The sequence below is a fragment of the Lapidilactobacillus salsurivasis genome, assembly GCF_054785215.1.
On the sequence record NZ_BAAABI010000001.1, the window covers coordinates 84,652 to 102,378 of the forward strand.

The 17,727-nt window shown below is 48.5% G+C and carries 15 protein-coding genes; 7 read left to right on the top strand and 8 right to left on the bottom strand.

Annotated elements, in window-relative coordinates; genetic code table 11:
- Window positions 1-87 precede the first annotated feature (87 nt).
- The 3 genes from ACYVSB_RS00410 to ACYVSB_RS00420 all read left to right on the top strand — a co-directional run bounded on the left by ACYVSB_RS00410 (window position 88) and on the right by ACYVSB_RS00420 (window position 2,635).
- Window positions 88-1,389, top strand: coding sequence for a Y-family DNA polymerase (locus ACYVSB_RS00410; RefSeq protein ID WP_125597210.1), 1,302 nt, complete (start codon window positions 88-90; stop codon window positions 1,387-1,389).
- Window positions 1,382-1,741 (top strand): hypothetical protein, encoded by a 360-nt coding sequence (locus tag ACYVSB_RS00415; RefSeq protein WP_125597213.1) that lies wholly within the window; start codon window positions 1,382-1,384, stop codon window positions 1,739-1,741. The genes ACYVSB_RS00410 and ACYVSB_RS00415 overlap by 8 nt, the downstream gene beginning before the upstream one ends.
- Before the next feature lie 225 nt (window positions 1,742-1,966).
- Window positions 1,967-2,635, top strand: a complete 669-nt coding sequence (locus ACYVSB_RS00420) for a CPBP family glutamic-type intramembrane protease (protein ID WP_125597215.1) — start codon at window positions 1,967-1,969, stop codon at window positions 2,633-2,635.
- A gap of 157 nt (window positions 2,636-2,792) precedes the next feature.
- Here the strand turns inward: ACYVSB_RS00420 and helD are convergent, their stop codons facing one another.
- A complete protein-coding gene (gene helD / locus ACYVSB_RS00425; RefSeq protein ID WP_461217976.1) occupies window positions 2,793-5,075 on the bottom strand; it encodes an RNA polymerase recycling motor HelD in 2,283 nt (760 codons plus the stop codon).
- A 272-nt stretch (window positions 5,076-5,347) separates the two neighbouring features.
- Window positions 5,348-5,578 carry a hypothetical protein gene (locus ACYVSB_RS00430; RefSeq protein WP_461217977.1) on the bottom strand — a complete coding sequence of 77 codons (231 nt, stop codon included), beginning with the start codon at window positions 5,576-5,578 and terminating at the stop codon, window positions 5,348-5,350.
- Between the two features lie 182 nt (window positions 5,579-5,760).
- Here ACYVSB_RS00430 and ACYVSB_RS00435 point away from each other — a divergent pair, with 182 nt between their 5' ends.
- A complete protein-coding gene (locus tag ACYVSB_RS00435) occupies window positions 5,761-6,027 on the top strand; it encodes a hypothetical protein (protein ID WP_461217978.1) in 267 nt (88 codons plus the stop codon).
- A 104-nt stretch (window positions 6,028-6,131) separates the two neighbouring features.
- Here ACYVSB_RS00435 and ACYVSB_RS00440 read toward each other — a convergent pair whose 3' ends face one another.
- Window positions 6,132-6,929: an AraC family transcriptional regulator gene (locus ACYVSB_RS00440; RefSeq protein WP_125597223.1), complete on the bottom strand. Its 798-nt coding sequence runs from the start codon at window positions 6,927-6,929 to the stop codon at window positions 6,132-6,134.
- Between the two features lie 199 nt (window positions 6,930-7,128).
- Here ACYVSB_RS00440 and ACYVSB_RS00445 point away from each other — a divergent pair, with 199 nt between their 5' ends.
- Window positions 7,129-9,156: a beta-galactosidase gene (locus ACYVSB_RS00445; RefSeq protein WP_461217979.1), complete on the top strand. Its 2,028-nt coding sequence runs from the start codon at window positions 7,129-7,131 to the stop codon at window positions 9,154-9,156.
- Between the two features lie 450 nt (window positions 9,157-9,606).
- Here ACYVSB_RS00445 and ACYVSB_RS00450 read toward each other — a convergent pair whose 3' ends face one another.
- Together ACYVSB_RS00450 and ACYVSB_RS00455 are read right to left on the bottom strand one after the other, a co-directional pair.
- Window positions 9,607-10,422, bottom strand: a complete 816-nt coding sequence (locus ACYVSB_RS00450; RefSeq protein ID WP_461217980.1) for a DUF368 domain-containing protein — start codon at window positions 10,420-10,422, stop codon at window positions 9,607-9,609.
- Between the two features lie 229 nt (window positions 10,423-10,651).
- The gene (locus ACYVSB_RS00455; protein WP_461217981.1) at window positions 10,652-11,191 is read right to left on the bottom strand and encodes a cysteine hydrolase family protein; all 540 of its coding nucleotides are present in this window, start codon (window positions 11,189-11,191) and stop codon (window positions 10,652-10,654) included.
- A 163-nt stretch (window positions 11,192-11,354) separates the two neighbouring features.
- Here ACYVSB_RS00455 and ACYVSB_RS00460 point away from each other — a divergent pair, with 163 nt between their 5' ends.
- Both ACYVSB_RS00460 and ACYVSB_RS00465 read left to right on the top strand, forming a co-directional pair.
- The gene (locus ACYVSB_RS00460) at window positions 11,355-11,984 is read left to right on the top strand and encodes an HAD family hydrolase (RefSeq protein ID WP_461217982.1); all 630 of its coding nucleotides are present in this window, start codon (window positions 11,355-11,357) and stop codon (window positions 11,982-11,984) included.
- A 131-nt stretch (window positions 11,985-12,115) separates the two neighbouring features.
- The gene (locus tag ACYVSB_RS00465) at window positions 12,116-13,138 is read left to right on the top strand and encodes an aldose epimerase family protein (protein ID WP_461217983.1); all 1,023 of its coding nucleotides are present in this window, start codon (window positions 12,116-12,118) and stop codon (window positions 13,136-13,138) included.
- A gap of 77 nt (window positions 13,139-13,215) precedes the next feature.
- On the opposite strand, the gene xylB is transcribed toward ACYVSB_RS00465, so the two are convergent.
- The 3 genes from xylB to ACYVSB_RS00480 all read right to left on the bottom strand — a co-directional run bounded on the left by xylB (window position 13,216) and on the right by ACYVSB_RS00480 (window position 17,514).
- The gene (xylB, locus tag ACYVSB_RS00470) at window positions 13,216-14,718 is read right to left on the bottom strand and encodes a xylulokinase (protein ID WP_461217984.1); all 1,503 of its coding nucleotides are present in this window, start codon (window positions 14,716-14,718) and stop codon (window positions 13,216-13,218) included.
- A 161-nt stretch (window positions 14,719-14,879) separates the two neighbouring features.
- Window positions 14,880-16,220, bottom strand: coding sequence for a xylose isomerase (gene xylA / locus ACYVSB_RS00475; RefSeq protein WP_461217985.1), 1,341 nt, complete (start codon window positions 16,218-16,220; stop codon window positions 14,880-14,882).
- A 139-nt stretch (window positions 16,221-16,359) separates the two neighbouring features.
- Window positions 16,360-17,514 carry an ROK family protein gene (locus ACYVSB_RS00480; RefSeq protein WP_461217986.1) on the bottom strand — a complete coding sequence of 385 codons (1,155 nt, stop codon included), beginning with the start codon at window positions 17,512-17,514 and terminating at the stop codon, window positions 16,360-16,362.
- Window positions 17,515-17,727 lie beyond the last annotated feature (213 nt).

Sequence of the window (17,727 nt, forward strand, 5' to 3'; positions counted from 1 at the left end):
AATATCGGTACTTGCAAAATCTGCCAAAAAGGTGTAATTTGGAGTTATTAAAGCAAACATATGTTCGTATATTTTGGAGGCCATCTCATGTTCGATTATCAGCAGGAGCCTGTCCGCACGATCATGATGATCGATAGCAAGTCATTTTACGCCAGCGTGGAGAGTGTGGAGCGCGGGCTCAATCCGCTTAAATCAATTCTAGTTGTTGTTTCTCAAGCACCCAATACTGGCGGCGGTGGCTTAGTGCTGGCCGCTTCGCCAATGGCCAAGAAGTTATATGGGATCAGCAATGTTTCACGCTACTACGAATTGCCCGATGATCCGCGGTTATTAAAGGTGCCGCCACGAATGAATCTCTATATTAAGAAGAATTTGGAAATCAACGCCATTTTTCAAAAATATGCGGCGCGTGAAGACATCCATGTTTACTCGATTGACGAATCGATGCTGGATTTGACCCAGTCTTGGCGACTTTACGGGCGCAGTCCGCAAGAAACCGCCCGCAAGATCCAACAAGAGATTCGCGCTAAAGTCGGCGTTTATACCACGGTTGGAATTGGCGACAACCCGCTTTTGGCGAAATTGGCCATGGACATTGAAGCCAAGCATAGTCACTCGCTAATGGCGACTTGGCACTATCAAACGGTGCCAGATACGATCTGGCAGATTCAAAACTTAACTGATGTTTGGGGAATCGGTGAACGGACCGCAATTCGGTTAGGCAAGCTGGGAATCACCAACATGTATCAACTAGCGCACACGGATCCCTACGCCCTTCAAGCCAATATGGGGGTCATTGGGGCGCAGCTTTTCGCCACCGCTTGGGGGATCGATCGGAGTATCATCGCTCAGAAGTACCACCCCATCAGCAAAAGTTATGGCAATTCGCAGGTGCTACCGCGCAACTACAATCAAGCCGCCGATATTGAGGTCGTCCTCCGGGAGATCGCTGAACAAGTTGGAGCGCGTATCCGCAAGCGGCACTTGCAAACTGGCTTAGTCACGATCGCGCTGGGTCAAGCGCAGAAGTCGACGAAAACCGGGCGTTCTTTCTCCTCCCATCAGGCGAAAATAACCCCAACTAATTTAAACGCCGAACTGACTCAAGTCGTGCTGGGACTATTTCGCGCTCACTGGAACGGGGCGCCTTTGCGCAATCTCAGCGTCAGTTATGGCGCGTTGCGTGCCGATCGCAGTCAACAACTGAATTTCTTCGAAACGACGCAAACACAGGTGCAACGACGCCGACGGGATTTTGTGGTCGATCAATTACGGCAACGTTATGGCTTTAAAACAATCGTCAAGGCCAGTAGTTTAATGCAAGGCGGCACCGCGATCCAGCGCGCTGGCTTAGTCGGCGGTCATAACGGCGGCAACAGTTATGAGTGAGGATTTTGACCGCACGGTGACCAGTTTCTTCAAGCAGTATCAGGACCGCGGTATGCTAAAGTGGGCCGGCTTTTATTTAAGTGACCATACCCAACAGCTGGAAAAAGAGGCGCACTTAGCCACGAAAATCGTCAGCCAACAAGCGCAGCAATCACGCCAAGAATTAACGGAGTTGCTCTTGGCCGCCTTCAATCAACATTTGACTGTGACGCTGCAACTTAATACGATTCGGCTGAACGACGACAAGGTCGAAGAAATCAGCGGCAACGTGACCGGCTTTACAGAAGCTGGCGTGCTGATCAACGGCCATGAATTCCTGATCGATGATTTACGCCATATTCAAACTACCTAAGGAACACCTCGCCGCTCAGCGCATCGCCCCCCACAAGCAGCCCGCCTAGCCTATTTCGACAGTTCGACAACCTGATGCTGCTGCCATTGTGCCACCAGCCAACCGGCCCCAATAAACGTGGTCAAAATCTTTGTTCTTCATTAATTATGGTGGTAAGTGTCGCATTCTGACGCTGACTATTGTATGATTTTAGGTGATAACAATTAAGTTGGGGATGGGTAAACAATGAAAAGTCCAGCATCACGATTAGGCAACAGTGTCCGCTTCATTATCTTCTTTGCTTTAGCAATCGTTACCACTTGGCTTCGCAACATGACCTTTGACCAAAATAAAATATCCGGGCTTTTTGGACTACTTTTCTTTAGCATCGCGGCTTTGACGCTACTCTTTTTTATTCGTCAATTCAACTTGGAGAAGCGCTACTTTTCCGATCGACTCAATTCATTAAGTGACGTTTTCAACAATGCCTTTGGCTTCGTGATCGTGATGTTTCTAGCGGTAGGTGGGCTTACTTTACTGATTGCCTGGCTTCAAGTTGATGGTAAACTCCCAGTGTTCAGTCAAGAAGCAACGGGCTTCGAGGTGGTTGACATGGGTTTCTGGCTGAATATTCTCATGAGTGGGATTTTGATGCCAATCGTCAATCAATATTTGGTTAGCGGCTTTTTCTTCAATTATTTTTTCCGGGTTGAGAGTCACCTGAATATCGTTTTAGGTATGCTACTCAGTGGTCTCTTATTCGCCTTATTGCAATTTCAACCTTGGTTCATGCCCGCTTTCCTTCAAGCCTCCTTTGGATGGCTTTTCGCCCTAAGTTACCTGCGCACCAACAATCTCACCGTCCCGATTTTCTTAAATATTTTCAGTGCGATCTTATTCATTGTCTTAGGCTAAGTTGATCCCCTGAAATTCGCTTGAAAAGTTACAGCTACTAAAAAAACCATCTCATAGGAGGTGGTTTTTTTAGTAGAAAAATTCATAAATCAATCCTTGACCAGCGCAGGAGCTGACACAACTTACCACCCGTTCATCAGGCGGTCTGGTCGGCATTTCAAGCATTGGTCCGTTCATAAAGGTCCGGGGCCAGTTGGGTAATCAACGGCGTCGGCGCCCCCAAGGAGATCAGCCAAAGCTCATGCATCGCCCGCGAAGCGATCGTGTACAAGATATAAGCGTCGTTGGCGGCGTTGAACAAGTCCGCGGAGACGTTATAGCCAATGACCGCGTCAAACTCCAGGCCCTTGGCTAAATAGATGGGCATGATCATGACCCCAGTTTGTAAATGGTGGGTTTGTTCGGTCATCAACGTCACCGGCGCGTCCACCTGTAAGGTCGCGTAAATCTGTTCGGCCTCTTGCTGAGTCTTGGTCAATACCGCCACCATTGTTTCCCGGGTCAAGAGGTCGCGACAGGCCCGACTAACTTGCTGATTCAAGTCAAGCAACCGCTGGCAGACCAGCAGTTTCGGGCGCGGTCCCGGACGATTGAACGCGAGAATCTGGGGCGCGTCTGGCAACAAAGCACTGGCAAAGTGGGTGATCTGTTGGGTCGAGCGATAACTATTATTCAAGGAGTAAACCTTGATTTTCTGATGCGGAAACAGTTGTTTTAGCGCCGGTAAAAGCTCACCGCGGAGAGTCTCATGGGCAAATAGATCCTGGGCGCCATCTCCCAATAACGTCAATTTCGCCACGGGAAAAGCGTGATGAATATAAAACAATTGCGCCGGCGAATAGTCTTGCATTTCGTCAATAAACAAATATTGAATCTGATGGTTTTGTCCCCCACCGGTGATTAGATCTCGCAAATACAGCAGCGGCGCCGTATCACTTAGCGCCACGTGATGACGTTCAAAGTTGCTGGCCACAGTCTCCGTACGCGCTTGCCAACTGACCGGGCTGACTCCGGCGGGGCACTCCTGCCGCAAGCAAACTAAATATTGTTGCTCCAGGTCCAAAAAGAAATCATTATAAATCGCATCATAAATCGGCGCGAAATGTTGTTGCGCGAGTTTCTTTCCCAGGGTGTAGCGTTCCTCGGCATCACTGGTAAACGTTGCGCCAGCGCTTAATGATAAATAATCAAGCTCACTCAAACTCTCCAACTGTTCCTGAAGCCAATCCGTCCCAATCGCTTGGCGGACGCGACGCTGGAGCAAACGAATCAGCTTGTTTTTCGTCTGCTGATACTTATCCGCCACTGTCAAAGAAGCTGGCAGCTGCTGCCAGAGCGCCTGCATCTGCTCTTGCGTCAAGATCGGCTCTCCAGCCAGCAGTAAGTCGGTAAAGCGCGGGCAGAAATTGGGTTGCTGGACCACCGCGCGCAACCGCGTCATCATTGTCGTGCTCTCTAAATATTGCCGCAACTTACGCGTCGCCGCTGGTAACGAACGCTGATCTTTCTCAAAGCGAGTAAATTGATGCTCAACTTGAACTTCCCACAACCGCTTTTCCAAGAACTCATGTAAGGTAACTTGGCGCATATTCTTCTCGCCTAAACTGGGTAAGACTTGCGAAATATAATTGCTAAACAAATGATTCGGCGAAAACATGATGACCTGTTCCGCGGCCAATTGCTTCCGACTATGATAAAGCAAATATGCCAACCGCTGCAAAATTGTCGAAGTTTTCCCGGAGCCCGCGACGCCTTGGACCACCAAAACATCCGCGCTGGTGTTCCGAATAATTTCGTTTTGCTCGCGCTGGATCGTGGCGACAATGTTTTGCATATACAGGCTGGCGGCCGCGCCCAAAACACCTTGTAGTACCTCATCACCAACAGTTTCATCCGTATCAAACATGTTCGTGATCCGATCCGCCTTGATCGTGAACTGCCGCTTGCGTTGCAATTCCACCCGTTGCGGTCCCAGTGGTGTGGGATAGGTCACTGGACCCAAGGTGCCATTGTAATAGACGCCAGCCACCGGCGAGCGCCAATCATAAACCAAGAAATCCTCATCCTGATCATCCATCAAGGTTGCGGTCCCAATATAAAGAGTATCTTGATCGGTGCCTTCCGCAATATCGATCCGCCCAAAATAAGGCGATTGGGCCAAACGTTGCAGGCGTTGCTGCCGTTTAGCTAAAATCGTCTGATTTTCAACCGCTAAGGCCACCAATTGCTTTTGCTGTTGGACGGCCGCGTTGGTTTCCATGCGGTCATCGACTTCTAAGGTGTTGATCTTAGCGGTATCGCCATAATTCAACTCAATTTGATGGGTTTCTTGGGCGGCGTTAGTCAGCTTTTGTTGATTCTGCTCAAGTTCGCGTTGGATCGTAGCCGCTACTTGGCGGACCCGCTGTTCTTCTGCTTGTCGTTCTTTCGATGCGTACACTCGCGACACTCCTATCTGATTTTGATCATTCTGACTGCTGACAACTTTGCTGGAACTGCCTGATGAAAAGTAGCTTGGCCGCGGCTTGCGCTGCGCGTGGCGTTGGTGGATTGCGGATGTGGTGGGGCTCCAGGTCGGGCTGGGGGTGGTGGAACGCTGCGGGCACGACTTGAAGCTTTTCGGAAGTGCACCGAAAATCTTCAAGCTCGGCCTTATTGTAGGCGATAAATCGCCAACAATAATATCGCGGCTGACTCACCCCCAGCCCGACCTTACGCCAAGCAAACGGACCACCAACACCACGCTCCGCTCCAGCCGCTCAACGTTATAACAGTCGTTTGAGCACTCACGCCATCCGGCAAGCTATCGCCAATTGATGAGGATCCACGCAAATGACGACCGTGGTTAGTGGTCACCAGCTTTAAATTGGTGACACCAGCGAAGTCTGCCTGACAAACAAAGCTAGTTCTCAGCGAACTAACTGAATTGGCCGGTTTCGACATAAGGATTGATTAGGGAACAGGTAAAGATGTCCAAACAAATGCAAACTGTGCCAACCAACAAATCCAAATCCGTGGTGTTGCCGTACCACCTCAAACCTGCAATCTAGCCCAGGTTCAAGAATAGCGTCCATGCCTCTGGAATCAGTTGGCATCGCCGTACCACCTCAAAAAAGGCGATTGTTTTGACCTCTAGCTTGCAAAAGCACTTCGTCAAATCCTTTACCTTGATTGCAGATCGGCTCAATTCTGTTCAGCAACCGCCTCAGGACGTGTGGCTCAGCGGTGAGATTATTCTTAGCGATTTATCGCTTAGAATAAGGCCTGATTTTGAGACAAGCCGCGGTCTTTGCGGATTGGCTCAAAACAGTGCCCACCGCGTTCCAGCCACGACAAACGTCCTGAGGCGGTTGCGTCACCACCAAACCCACCAAACCTGCAATCAAGTATAAGTTCAAAAATAGAGCCCGTGACTTCAAAACCACGGCATGGCAACCAATCACCAAAGACTTTTAGCGATTTACTATCATACCACATTTACGGTCCCAGCGCAGGATCAATGCAAGCGCCGAAACTGCCGCGGGGTCATTTGTAACTGCTGATGAAACTGGGCAATGAAATAGCTGGCACTGCTAAAGCCGGTCTGAATCGCAATTTGTTCAACGGTCAATTGCGGCTGACTCAACAACAGCGTCTGCGCGTTGCGCAAACGCAAATCGTTGAGATATTGCAGCGGCGTCACATGATACGCCTGTTTGAAAAGGCGATTCAAATGTTGTGAGGAGAAACCTGAGTGTTGCGCCAACTCTTGATTGGTCAGGTTTTGCTGGTAATTCTGGTCTAAATACTGTTTGGTCGCCTGTAAGATAGCGGCATATTGACGTTTAAGCTGTTGGCCACTTTCGCGTGTTTGCTTTAATAAAAGGAGAAACCGATAGATCAGTAGCGAAAGTTCATTGGGGTCTGTGGTCGTCGTCACTTGTGGCCCATAATCGGCGATAAAATGGCGCAAGGCCGGTGCCGTCCGCCGAAAAATCTGGTAATCCACCAAGTTTTGCCCCAAAATCGCGCCGACTGCCGGTCCACCGAATGTTAAATACTGTGTGTCCCACTGATTGGCTTCAGCCGCCCAATAGTCATGGGGAATTGCTGGACCAAGTAAAATCGCATCGCCAGGAGTCAACGTCAACGTCTGACCACCCACATGACAAATTCCCTGACCGCGCGTTGTTTGGAGCCAGTGGTAGTAGCCATAACCATGCGCGCGCATCACCGTTTCCTGATGCCAGTCATAGCCGATGCTTTCTAAATAAAGCGGCAAGTGCGCATTGATCTGCGTGAAAACAACTCGCATAAGGGTCCCTCACTTTTTGCAAAAAATGTTCAAATACCGATAGTTTATCTTCAAATTGTACGACATTTCTGAACGATTGTCAGCTAGAATCTGGGATGAAAGCTGAAATAAGAGTCTAACTAGTCATTGGTTCGCTGATTTCTGTCAATTATCCCCGGACGTAACTAGTTAAGGTTCAAATATTGCTAGGAGGCAAGCCATGAGCGCATCACAGAAATTCGGTCGAATTTTATTCGGCGGTGATTATAATCCCGAACAATGGCCGAAAGAAGTTTGGTATCAGGACATGCAATTGTTGACCAAGGCCGACATCAACGAGGCCACGATCAACGTCTTTTCTTGGGCCCAATTGCAGCCATCAGAAGAACGTTACGATTTCTCAACTTTAGATCAAATTATCGAACTCTTGACCGAGAACCACTTTGAAATTGTTTTGGCGACATCGACCGCGGCTTTACCAGCCTGGATGGCAGAACGCTATCCCGATGTTACGCGGACTGATTTCGAAGGACGTCATCACCGTTTCGGCGGTCGGCATAACGCTTGTCCCAACAGCCCCACTTTCCGCTATTACAGTCAGAAATTGGCCGCGAAATTATCCGAGCGTTACGGTCATTTACGCAATATTGTTTGCTGGCATATTTCGAACGAATATGGCGGTCAATGCTACTGCGACAATTGTGCCGCCGCCTTCCGGGTTTGGCTCAAGCGCCAGTACAAGACTTTAGACGCGGTCAACGCGGCCTGGAACACCCATTTTTGGGGTCACACCTTTTATGACTGGAGTGAAATTTTCCCGCCTAACGACCTTGGTGACGCGATTGGCTACGATAACTCAACCTTGGCCGGACTTTCGATCGATTATCGCCGCTTTATGTCCGACAGCATTCTCCAAAATTACAAAGACGAACGCCAAGCGATTCGTCGCTTTGACCCCGAGACGCCAATCACAACGAACCTGATGGGCACCTTCAAGGATCTAGATTATTTCAAATGGGCTAAGGAAATGGATCTGGTTTCTTGGGATAACTATCCTGCCTACAATACACCCAGCAGTTTCACCGCGATGACACACGACTTGATGCGCGGACTGAAGAACGGCGATCCTTTCATGCTGATGGAACAAACACCCTCACAGCAAAATTGGCAACCCTACAACTCGCTGAAACGCCCGGGCCAAATGCGTGCCATGAGCTACCAGGCGATGGCCCATGGCGCTGACACGATCCAATTTTTCCAATTGCGGCAATCTAAAGGCGCAACCGAGAAATTTCACGGCGCCGTGATTAGCCACGCAGATACTGATCAGACCCGTGTCTTCCATGAAACAGCCGCGCTGGGTCATGAATTGGCTCAATTAGGTGGCGACATTCTTGGCGCGCGCACCCAAGCCAAAGTCGCGCTGATTTTTGATTGGGAGAATTATTGGGCCTTAGAATATGCTAGTGGTCCCAACATTCGTTTGAAATATGTTGACCAAATCCAACAATACTACGCGGCCTTTTATCGCCAAAACATCGCCGTTGATCTGATTCCAACCGATCTTTCCGCCGCAGCGTTGGCCAAATATGATTTAGTTGTGGCGCCAGTCTTATATATGGTCAAGCCTGGCGTGGCTGAGAATCTGACCACCTATGTCAAGCATGGCGGCCACTTCCTGACCACTTTCATGAGTGGCCTGGTTGATCGCAATGATAACGTCTTTATCGGTGGCTACCCTGGCCCATTACGAGAATTATTGGGTGTTTGGGTCGAAGAATTCGATGCTTTACCACCTGAAAAGCACGGGCAAGTCGTTTTCACCGACCAAAGCACTTATGAATGCGAATTGATCTGCGACATTATGCATCTAGAAGGCGCGCAAGCCTTGGCCCATTATGGCGCCGGCGAATTCTACGCTGAAACGCCAGTCGTCACCAATCACCAAGTTGGCCAAGGGAGTGCTTACTATGTGGGCACACAACTGGCAGCCGCGGGGATCGACCACCTAGTTGGTCAGCTGATCGATCAATTTGACTGGGAACATTTCGCCACACCGGCCAACGTTGAGATCACTTGCCGCCAACAAGCCGACGCGCGTTACTATTTCGTCATCAACAATGGCCCGGCGCAAGAAACACTAGCTTGGCCCTATCAAGGCACTGATCTGCTGAACCAACAGGCCGTCGCGCCCGGCGAGATCACCCTGCCAAGTTACGGCGTCAAACTCGTGAAGGTCGCGAAATAGACCTGGATCTCACCAACAAGTTCCCCATCAAAGCGTGATCGTAGGCGCGACGAACCCAAATGAACAAATTGCTTCTGAAAGACCGATTCAGTGAATCTTGCATGATCACCCAAAATAGTTCCGCTTATCAGCGTTGCGAACCGATTATTCGCAGCGCTTTTTCTGAACAAAAAAAGATCAGTTATCAGAAACTGATCTCAAGCAATCGTTATTCTCATGATCATTGATCCGCCAAGCTAGACCAATCAGTTCGGGTAATCAGCTAATTTGGTGATTGCACGCGTAACAAAGGCGGCTGACAAGAAAAAGACCGCGACGACAGGAATTAGAAACAGCAGTAGCTTGCGCATGGGCTCATCTCCCTAAAATGGTTAAAACTTAATTATAATATAGCACCATTACCTTAAAAATCATAGTCATCACTCAGATACCAATCAGCCAATCCACTGATTAATCCGCCTGATATTTATTTTCTAACTGACTCATCCAATAAGCTAGGGCGGTTCCAGCAATAAACATGAGAATTGCGATCAAGATTCCTGAGCCCGTGTATTTCGCGCCGAAGGGAATGATCATGATGGTTGACGCGAAGACAACGCCCAAAATGAAGTGGAAGAGCTCCGCATAGGCCTTCTTGAAAATATAGTCGGCAATTTTCGACAGCAGCAGCACCGACGCGATTCCGCCAATCGCCAAAGGAAGGATGATGCTGAAGTTCAGCTGCTTGATGCCATCCGCCATTGAGTCGTACATGCCCATATACAGCAGGAAGTTCGACGGACTTAGGCCAGGAATGATCACGCCTAACCCAATCAGCGCTCCGGCCAAGACCCAGGTACCAAAGTTTTGGGCCACACCATCACCGAATAACTCTTTACCAAATAGCAAGAAAATCAGGAAAACAACAAAGGTGATTCCCATGATCCACCAGTGCTTGGCGCCACGTCCTTCACGCCCAGCCTGTTGCCATAAAGCTGGAACGGTCCCGACAATCGCGCCAACGAAAAACCAGAGAATCAAGTTTTCAAATTTAAAGGCGTAACTAACTAAAAAGGAAAACAGAAAAACCCCGGCGATCCCGCCTAACCCCAGGGGAACAAAGAAGAGCACGTTTTTCTTGAAATCACGTGTTAGATGGGCAAGAAAGGAAATAATGCGCTCATACACACCAAAAACCGCTGCTAAAGCACCACCGCTGACCCCAGGCAAAATAAAACCAGAGCCAATAAAGATGCCCTTAACAAAGCGTAGTAACCAATCTGTCATTAAGTAACCTCATTTACAATTTTGATTAAATTATATCATTTGCGGTGCTAGAACTGTAGGGTAATTGTTGATTCGCAAACAACCCTTAACCTTTTTTCAAGAACCTGAATGGATCTGATGACGCGCTTCGGCGGAAGCGCACTGTGCAAGTCGCGGACAGCGCGGTTATTTTTACCCGGAACTGCCATTTCCGACAACCCAGTAAGATTGCGATCCAATTCAGAATCGCCTAAACGATTTCGGCGCCAAGGGTATTTTGGAAATGACGCAGGGCCCACTCATGACCCACCGGATCGAAACTAGCCACAGCCTGTTGGTGGACAACGATTTGATAGCCTAAATTATAAGCATCCACCGCTGTATGTAACACACAAATATCGGTGCAGACCCCAACTAAGTGTAGCTCAGTGATGCGTCGTTCCCGCAAGCGTAGATCCAAATCAGTTCCGCAAAACGCCGAGTAATGACGTTTATCCAACCAGTAAATCTTATCCCGCTGCTCCCGATACAGCACAGCCAGTTGACCATAGAGCTCCCGCCCTGGTGTGCCGATGACATTGTGTGGTGGAAACAACTTATTCTCAGGATGATATTGATCAGTGGGGTCGTGGCCGTCAACCGCCATCACCACAAAATCACCAGTTGAAATGAAATTCTGGGTGGTGGCAAGCAGCACTGGCGCGATCGCCTGTCCTGGTTGGCCGGTGGTCAGAGCGCCATCACTGGCCACAAAATCATTGGTGTAATCAATTACTACTAAACCTTTCATGTCTATCCCACTCACTTTCTTACTTTTCATCTGCTTCAATTAAAGCAAAAAAACAGGCGTCAAACAACTTTGCGACTCCGCTGCCGCCATTTCATCGCTACGAGCGTCGGCAAAACATGCTACAATAGCATCAGGTTTGAATATAAATTTGGAGGTTCTCCCCTTGATTAAAAATGTTGTTTTCGATATTGATGGCACACTGATCGACACGGAACGGGCATATATGGATGCCCTGTTGGATGTCTTGAACCAGCAGCATGGTTGGGCTTACACCTACGACCAAGTTGTGACGATTTACGGCATTCCGGGTTATGACGGTCTCGTTCAGCTAGGTTTTCCGGAAAAAGACGTCCCCGGGTTGCTCGATGAATGGCATCAGACTTTTGCCAAATACAAGGACCTGGTGCAAGTTTTCCCAGGCATTATCAATACGCTGAAAACGTTGCAACAATATGATGTCGCGATTGGCGTGGTCACTTCGAAGAATCAATACGACATGAGTATCGACTTTAAGTCGCGAGGACTTGATGACTACTTCACGCAAATTGTCACCGCCGACGATACCGCCAAGCATAAACCTAACCCGGACCCCATGTTGAAAATGTTGGCTAAAAGCCAAATCCCTGCTCATGAGACTTTGTATATCGGTGACACCGCCTATGATATGCAATGTGCCCACGGCGCTGGCGTTAAGTTCGCGCTAGCCAGTTGGGGCGCCCATGATCATGGTCAATTTCAAGAGATGGACTACTTCTTATCCCGACCAGCGGAAATCATTGACCTGGTTCGTTAACAAATTGGTTTATCTCCAGAGCTAAGCCGCTTTTCAGTCACGAAAAAAGCAACGACTAATCGCCGCGGAAGCGTTGACATCACGCCAATCATTGCTTAGACTTAACTGTGAATGAAAGGAGTTACATCTTAATGATTACAAATAAAGAACTGTTTGATACTGTTGATGGCCAACCGGTCTACAAATTATCACTGACTAACGCCAACAAAATGACGATCTCGTGTCTCTCATATGGCGCTAACTGGTATGAACTCTTGGTCCCAACCGCGGCTGGTCCGCAGAACCTGATTTTGAATTTCGCCAAGATTGCTGATTACCAAGCGACGAATGACTATTTAAATATGTCCATTGGCCGCGTTGCCGGGCGGATCGGCCAAGGTCAATTCCAGATTGGCGACCACCACTATCAAGTCGCGGCGAACGAGGGCCGAAATACCCTCCACGGTGGGCCTCACGGTTTCAACCAAATCAATTGGGACAGTGAAGTCGTTGCCAACCAAATCATCTTCACGCACAAAATTACCAGCGCCGCCGATAGTTTCCCTGGCGACTTGGATGTGACCTTAACTTATACCTTGACCGACGACAATCAAGTCCTCCTGGATTACAATGTTCTCAGTCATGGCGAGACCGTCTTCAATCCAACCAACCACGCCTATTTCAATCTCAACGCTGGCGACGAGAACATCAAGAACCTGACGTTGCTCTTAAAGAGCAGCCACCGCCTAGCTCTTGACACTGAAAAAATCCCCACAGGACAGACGCTGGTCAATACCGACACACCTTATGGCTTTGAAACCCAGAAGACACTGGGAGCCGCCATTGATGGCCTTCAAGACATTCCGGAAAAGGGCATCGACGATGTTTACTTGATCGACCGCCACGCTGACAACGACCCCATCGCCGTGCTCAGTCACCCGACGAATCACATCAGCGTTTCGATTTTCTCCCAACGCAACGCGATCGTCCTCTTCACTGCCAACGGCTTTGGCCCTGATCAGCCTTATCTCTCTAAAACTGGCCAACCATACGTCGGTGTCGCCCTCGAGGCCCAAATCGCGCCAAACGCGATTTTCGACCACGAATATGGCGACTTCAGCTTGCAAGATGGCGACCGGCAACATTATCAAACCAAGTATCAGATTAGGTTTTAAGAATCGACTTAAATGAAAATAAAGAAGCCCAAATTCAAAATCGAATTTGGGCTTCTTTTCGATATGGTCAAATCAACTCATTGTTGTTCCTCATAAGCAAGCAATGCGCCGGTAATGCCTTTCGTTTGCGGGTAGATTTGTTGATAGATTTGGTGCAGTTGCGCGTATTTAGCTACGTGCTCAGCGACGGGATGATAGATCGTCTTGACCGCGATAAAGCAATCAGCGCAAGCCGCTAAGCTATCGAACCATCCCAAACCGACGGCGGCTAACATGGCCGCGCCTAAACCGGGACCTTGTTCGCTTTCTAAGCGGACAATATCCTTGTTGAAAATGTCCGCCTGGATCTGCAACCATAACGGACTTTTGGCGCCGCCGCCAATAGAAACCAATTGTTTGAAGTTCTTGCCATTGGCTTCGTAAATATCCAAGATATCCTTAAAGGAGAAGACAATTCCTTCCAAAACCGCGCGCACGAAATCAGCCCGCACCTGTTTACCATCGATGCCAATGAAGCTCCCACGAATCTTCGCGTCCGCGTATGGTGTCCGTTCGCCAACTATATACGGCGCGAATAACAAACCGTGAGCGCCGATGGTTGAGGTGGCCGCGCTCCCCACGAAATCATTGAACGACGCGTCCGGCGCGAATGTTTGCTTAAACCAACTTAAGCTGTAACCCGCCGCCAAGGTGACCCCCATGGAATAGAAACTATTAGGCACCGCGTGATTGAAGAAGTGGAGTTGGCCATGATAATCAGTGGTTGTATCAGGCTCGTACGTCAAAATAACGCCAGAGGTGCCGATGCTACACATTGCCTGATCAGGATGCAAAATCCCGGCGCCGATCGCGCCACAAGCATTGTCCGCCCCGCCACCAAAAACAGCGGTTTGACTGGATAAGCCAGATGCTTGGGCAAATTCTGCCGTGATGGTTCCCACATTGGTGGTCGCCTCAACCAACGGCGGACACAGCGACAAAGGCAACTCAAACGCCGCGCAAATTTCACTGCTCCATTCCTTTTTAGCGATATCCAGGAGCACTGTCCCCGCCGCGTCAGATAATTCCATGTTCAACTGACCGGTCATCCGATAGCGGACATAGTCTTTCGGTAGAACAAAGGTCGCCGCCTGAGCGAAAATATCTGGTTCATTTTCCTTGACCCATAGAATTTTCGGTAACGTGAAGCCTTCTAAGGGACGGTTACGGGTAATCTCAATAAAGCGCGGGCCCATTTTCGCCATGATTTCTTCGGATTGTTTCGTCGTCCGCGTGTCATTCCAAAGAATTGCTGGTCGCAAAACTTGACCCGCCGCATCCAACAGAACCAACCCGTGCATTTGCCCAGAATAACTAAGCCCTTCGATCTCGCTGGACGTGACGCCACTAGTGGCTAATAAATGCTTGATGGCCGTCAACGTCCCTTGAACCCAGTCATCAGGATTTTGCTCATTATAGCCTGGTGCTGGTTGTTGCAACGGATAGGCTTCGCTTGCCTGGGCGGTAACCGTGCCGTTTTGATCGACGAGCAGGACCTTAACGGCGCTAGTGCCCAAGTCGACCCCAATTACATATTTCATGATTCAACCTCTTTTTCTCCACAAAAAGAGTAAGGCAATGATTGACCGATTAACTCAATCTGCTCTTGCCACAGCTTTCGTGCGTCAAAGCAACGTCATTGCCTTACTCTCAGGGTGTTTTCAAACTTTTTTAGGTAAATTTAGGTTGGTGGACACCAAGCTTATTTCAAGGTGTCAATGATATAGTGATTCAAAGTATCTTTCAGTTCTTCGATACGGCCAGACTTCGTTGCGGCCAACAGAACAGATTGTGGCTTGTCGATGGCATAGTCGTTGAGCGTCTTGAAGTCAACCTTACCTGCTTCAATGTCAGCGCCGAGCCCAGCGTCGTAGCTTGAATAACGATCAGCGATAAAGTTTTCGAAGACTTTATCTTCTTTCAGGCGCAAAGCAACTAACAAGCCCGCTGAGAAGGTATCCATCCCGACAATATGCGCATAGAACATGTCCTCAGGTGTGAAGGATGACCGACGTGGTTTCGCGTCGAAGTTCAACCCACCCTTGCCTAAGCCGCCGTTTTCGACAACTTCATACATCGCCAAAGTTGCTTCATAAAGATCTGAAGGGAATTCATCCAGATCCCAGCCAATCAACTTATCACCTTGGTTAGCGTCTAATGAACCTAATAAGCCAGCTTCCCGCGCTGTCCGAATCTCATGTTGATAGCTGTGGCCAGCCAAGTTAGCGTGGTTACCTTCCAAGTTCAACTTATAAGTGCCGTCCAAGCCGTAAGTCTTCATAAAGGCAATCGTCGTCGCCGCGTCAAAGTCATACTGATGCATCATTGGTTCCTTAGGCTTTGGTTCCAGCAATAATTGACCTTCGTAACCGATCTCTTTGGCGTAATCAGCCGCCATATGGAAGAATTTCGCCAAATGCTCTTGTTCGCGCTTCATATCTGTATTCAGCAGTGATTCATAGCCTTCACGGCCACCCCAGAATACATAGTTTGACGAGCCAACCTTCTTAGCAGTATCCAATCCTTCTTTAACTTGCGCAGCCGCATAGGCGAAAATATCCGCGAATGGTGATGATGCCGCCCCTGAAACGAACCGTGGATTGGTGAACATGTTCGCTGTATTCCAAAGCACCTTCATGCCAGTTTGCTTCTGGTAGTCAACAAACATATCAGTGATTTCGTCCAAATTCTTGTTGGTTTCCCGTAAAGTGTCGCCTTCAGGAGCAACATCACGATCGTGGAAACAGAAGAAATCAACGCCCATCTTATCGTAGAACTCGAAGGAAGCCTCGACCCGGGCCTTAGCTAAGTCCATCCCAGTCAAGCCATTCCAAGGACGAATCGCGGTCCCTGCACCGAAAATATCATCTAATTGTTGACCGAAAGTATGCCAGTAAGCCACTGAGAAGCGCATCCAGTCGCGCATCTTCTTGCCGCCAACGACTTTGTCAGCGTCATAATAATGATAGCCAAAGCCAGACTTCAAGTCACCAGTTCCAACGAATGGAATCTTGTTGACATTAGGGAAATATGTTTTTGTCATTGAAAAGAACCTCCAAATGATGATGATTACTTTTAGTTTGTTTGTATAACTAACTTACCTACAAGGATAGTATAGCGCTTTCCCAAACAAAGCACAACAAAAATAGCCAAATTTCTTTGGCTATTTCAACTAAATTATTTCAGCGGCGAAACGCTAATTGGCCACTTTGCATTTTCAGCACGTGTTGAATGATCAACGAGCACCCACCCAACAGCGTCGCGTTGCGGACATCATCAACCAAGTAAACTTGTGTCTCATCGTTGGTCAAATGCGGGATATTCGCCTTGATTTTACCTAACAACTCCGGAATCAACGCGATCAAATTCGAGTTCAACGCGACCCGACGCGGATCCAATGTAACAATGGTATTGTAAATAATGTTGGCGATATAGAAGCAGAAATCATCTAAGATCTGCACCACATCGGAATCATGTTGCGCGTATAAGGCCACGACTTCGTTGGTCCCTAAAGTTGGCTGCCCTTTAACCTCACGGATCATATCCAAAATCGCGTCTTCCGAACAATAACTCTCAATTGTGTTCGGCGCGCGCCGGCGACGAAATTCGTGATCATAGATAATTGTATGGCCAATTTCACCGGCCTCGCCATGCTTACCTGTATAAAGATGGTTATTGATCACGATTCCCGCGCCAATCCCCTTATGGATACTGATACAGATAATATTATCAATGTCATCATTACTTTCGAAGTCACGCTCATAAATCACGGATAAATTCGCTTCGTTCTCCAATAAAACGGGAACGCCCAACTTATCCGCCATGATCTTAGCCACATCCAAGCCCTTGAAATCGATAAAAGGCGCGTAGAGGATCTGGTTCTTATCAATGATCCCGTGGATCGCGATCGAAACACCACGCAACGGAATCTGATCATCCAGCAGTTCAGTGTGGATCAAACTGGTCATTAGCTCCAGGCGATCATCAATCGACATATCCTTCGCTGGATACCGCTCGAGGCTGATTACCCGGCCGTCCATCAGGTTGAACATCCGATCGATATAATCATAACCTAGGTCGAAATTGATGACATAGCCCAGCTGGGCATTGAACTCGAGAATCGTCGGTTTACGCCCACCATTCTCGGTACTATCGCCCTGACCCAACTCGAGCAGATAGCGGCGATCGATCAAGCTGGCAACGATATCAGAGACGGTCACTTTATTCAGCTTAAGATTCTTGGAGATCTGACTACGGGAGATCGGTCCGAAGTTAAAGGCTTGCTGGAGCACACGCTGTTCATTAAGAACGCGCACAAGATTTTTTTTATATTGCATTTCACACGTCCTTTATTAGTGTTCTATTCACTCAACAGCTAATAACATCCGCAAAAATACAAACTTATAGTTTAAAGAACCAAACTGAGATCATTGTCGTTACGGCAATCAACGTCTCGCGACCTGATGACCCGATGTGCCCTCATCAGGTCATCCTGAATTTCTAAATTTGTTTCAATTCTATTCGCTTGTACCCTTAACAAAAAGCCAAAC

What these genes read in the sequence shown, in the direction of transcription:
- xylB (WP_461217984.1), bottom strand. Translation starts at nt 14,718, where the DNA reads ATGAAATATGTAATTGGGGTCGACTTGGGCACTAGCGCCGTTAAGGTC.
- xylA (WP_461217985.1), bottom strand. Translation starts at nt 16,220, where the DNA reads ATGACAAAAACATATTTCCCTAATGTCAACAAGATTCCATTCGTTGGA.
- ACYVSB_RS00465 (WP_461217983.1), top strand. Translation starts at nt 12,116, where the DNA reads ATGATTACAAATAAAGAACTGTTTGATACTGTTGATGGCCAACCGGTC.
- ACYVSB_RS00430 (WP_461217977.1), bottom strand. Translation starts at nt 5,578, where the DNA reads ATGTCGAAACCGGCCAATTCAGTTAGTTCGCTGAGAACTAGCTTTGTT.
- ACYVSB_RS00440 (WP_125597223.1), bottom strand. Translation starts at nt 6,929, where the DNA reads ATGCGAGTTGTTTTCACGCAGATCAATGCGCACTTGCCGCTTTATTTA.
- ACYVSB_RS00480 (WP_461217986.1), bottom strand. Translation starts at nt 17,514, where the DNA reads ATGCAATATAAAAAAAATCTTGTGCGCGTTCTTAATGAACAGCGTGTG.
- ACYVSB_RS00455 (WP_461217981.1), bottom strand. Translation starts at nt 11,191, where the DNA reads ATGAAAGGTTTAGTAGTAATTGATTACACCAATGATTTTGTGGCCAGT.
- ACYVSB_RS00445 (WP_461217979.1), top strand. Translation starts at nt 7,129, where the DNA reads ATGAGCGCATCACAGAAATTCGGTCGAATTTTATTCGGCGGTGATTAT.
- ACYVSB_RS00450 (WP_461217980.1), bottom strand. Translation starts at nt 10,422, where the DNA reads ATGACAGATTGGTTACTACGCTTTGTTAAGGGCATCTTTATTGGCTCT.
- ACYVSB_RS00410 (WP_125597210.1), top strand. Translation starts at nt 88, where the DNA reads ATGTTCGATTATCAGCAGGAGCCTGTCCGCACGATCATGATGATCGAT.
- ACYVSB_RS00415 (WP_125597213.1), top strand. Translation starts at nt 1,382, where the DNA reads ATGAGTGAGGATTTTGACCGCACGGTGACCAGTTTCTTCAAGCAGTAT.
- ACYVSB_RS00420 (WP_125597215.1), top strand. Translation starts at nt 1,967, where the DNA reads ATGAAAAGTCCAGCATCACGATTAGGCAACAGTGTCCGCTTCATTATC.